This is a genomic window from Pseudomonas sp. JV245A (assembly GCF_032424515.1).
GTDB classification, from domain to species: domain Bacteria; phylum Pseudomonadota; class Gammaproteobacteria; order Pseudomonadales; family Pseudomonadaceae; genus Aquipseudomonas; species Aquipseudomonas protegens.
Genome location: NZ_VYKE01000319.1, coordinates 1 through 2,610 on the forward strand (window position 1 = coordinate 1; position 2,610 = coordinate 2,610).

Here is a 2,610-nt window from a genome sequence, read left to right on the forward strand (position 1 = left end):
AGCCAGCTTGCTGGCGAAAAAGGCCCACCCCGAACCCTCGAGTTGCACACGCAGCAATCTGCACAATAAGAAATGGAGTTGTAGTGATGAAAATGCTTGGCAGGACTCTGCTCTCACTGTCCTTGATGGGCGCAATGGTTACCGGCGCTCAAGCCAACGACAAAGTGCTGCGCGTCTACAACTGGTCGGACTACATCGCCCCGGACACCCTGAAGAAGTTCGAGGCCGAGACTGGCATCCACGTCACCTACGACGTCTTCGACAGCAACGAAACCCTGGAAGCGCGCCTGCTCACCGGCAAGTCCGGCTACGACATCGTGGTGCCGTCCAACAGCTTCCTGGCCAAGCAGATCAAGGCCGGGGTCTACCAGGAACTGGACAAGTCCCGCTTGCCCAACTGGAAGAACCTCAACCCGGTGCTGCTGAAAAACGCCTCCGCCAGCGACCCGGACAACGCCCATGCCTTTCCCTACATGTGGGGGTCGATCGGCATTGGCTACAACCCGGACAAGGTCAAGGCGGCCCTGGGCGCCGACGCCCCGACCAACTCCTGGGACCTGCTGTTCAAGCCGGAGAACGCCGAGAAGCTCAAGGCCTGCGGCATCAGCTTCCTCGACTCGCCCACCGAGATGCTCCCCGCCGCCCTGCACTACCTGGGCTACCCGGTGACCAGCAAGGACAAGGCGCAGATCCTCGAAGCCGAAGCCCTGTTCATGAAGATCCGTCCTTCGGTGACCTACTTCCACTCCTCCAAGTACATCTCGGACCTGGCCAACGGCAACATCTGCGTGGCCGTGGGTTATTCCGGCGACGTGCTGCAGGCCCGTTCCCGCGCCGAAGAGGCCGGCAACAAGGAGAAGGTCGCGTTCAGCATTCCCAAGGAAGGCGCCGGCAGCTTCTACGACATGATGGCCATCCCCAAGGACGCCACCAACGTCGACAACGCCTACCTGTTCATGAATTTCCTGATGCGCGCGGACATCATCGCCGAGGTCACCAACAGCCTGGGCTACAGCAACGCCAACGCGGCGGCCACGCCGCTGGTGGACGAAGCGATCCGCAACGACCCGGCGTCCTACCCGCCCCAGGCCGTATTGGCCACCCTCTACGCAGTACCGGACCAGCCGATCGCCATCCAGCGCGTGATGAACCGCGGCTGGACCAGGATCAAGCTGGGCAAATGACTCAAGCTGCCCGCCGCTGGCGGGCACCGCTCGCCTTTTTCCGTTCACGTCGCGCCTTACCACCGCGACACTCCTGCGAACGGCTTCACCCGGCTCCCTCGGTTGGGGTGAATCCTTGGCGCCTTCGGGCGCCTTTTTTGCGTTCCCTGCAGCCGCTGGCGCAGGCGCGAATGGCTGGAGCGACATAGGCGATCCCGGCAACAGAGGGTCCTGCGGCCCCTTTCGCAGCCTCGCTAACGCTCGGCAGCGGCTACTGCGCGATCGACTCCACTGGCTTTTGCTGCCATGGGGCGAATATCAGCAGGCTGAACAATGCCAGCCCCCAGACACTCAAGCCGCCGTACAGCATGACCCAGCCAAAGCCATGGACCAGGGCCGCCTGCGGCGTACCTTCCGCCAGCCACGGCAAAGCTTCCAAAGAGCCGCTGCCAGAGGCAATCTGCTGCACCCAACCCCGCAGTTGCCCGGCATCCAGCGCCCCACTCAGGTGACGCCGCAGGTAGGCGCCCACCCCCGCCACCAGGATCAAGCCCATAAAGGCAATGTTCAGCGCCAGGGAAATCATCCGCGCACTCATGTCGATCCCCGAGGCCATGCCGGCCTGATCGACGGGCACCGAGCCAGTGGTGGTATTGGTCACCGGCGTATTGCAGATGCCCAGACCGATCCCTGCCAGCAGCGCGCCGGGGAGCATGAGCACACCGCTGCTGACGACCCACTGGCTGGCACCAAACATCGCCACAAAGCCCAGGCCGATGCCGGACAACCCCAGAGGAATCACCCAACCGGCCTCGAAACGCAGGGCCAGGCGTTCACCCACGGGCGGCAGGATCAGGGTCGGCAAGGTATAGGCCAGCAGCGCCAGTCCGCTGTGCAGGCTGTCGTAGCCCAGGGCGCCGTGGAAGTAGATCGGCAGGTAGATCATGAACGGCCAGAAGCTGAAATTCATACCCATGGAGCCCAGCAACGCCCCGGAAAACCGGCGGTTCCTGAATACCCCCAGCTCGAACATCGGTTGCCGGCTGCGGCGCTCGGCACGGATAAAGGCAGCGAAGCAGCCCAGGGTCGCAAGCACCACGGCCAGGGCGCTGAAGCGGCTCAGGGTCGGGCCCTGGGTCAGCACAAAGGTCAGGCCGAACACCGCCAGCGACAGCAGCACGATGCCGGCACTATCGAGCTTGCCGGCCCGGGCCTGACGGGCCTCCTCGACCCCGGCTACGGCAAGCCCCAGGGTCAGCAGCGCCAGCGGCCCGTGCACCAGGAAAATCCACGGCCAGCTGGACAGCGACAGGATCGCTCCGCCAATGATCGGCCCGAACCCCAAGCCAATGCCGAACACCACGCCCCACGCGGCGAAGGCCCGGCTGCGCTCACGGCCCTGACGAAACTGCTGGGACAGGATCGCCACCTGGGTGATCAGCATCGC

General features: G+C 64.2%; 2 protein-coding genes. One reads left to right on the plus strand and one right to left on the minus strand.

Going from position 1 to position 2,610, the window contains the following annotated elements; genetic code table 11:
* Positions 1-86: 86 nt before the first annotated feature.
* Positions 87-1,184 (plus strand): polyamine ABC transporter substrate-binding protein, encoded by a 1,098-nt coding sequence (locus tag F6S12_RS31135; protein WP_015635115.1) that lies wholly within the window; start codon positions 87-89, stop codon positions 1,182-1,184.
* A 250-nt stretch (positions 1,185-1,434) separates the two neighbouring features.
* Here F6S12_RS31135 and F6S12_RS31140 read toward each other — a convergent pair.
* Positions 1,435-2,610: MFS transporter (locus F6S12_RS31140; RefSeq protein WP_315869796.1), on the minus strand; the 1,176-nt coding region annotated here is incomplete at its 5' end.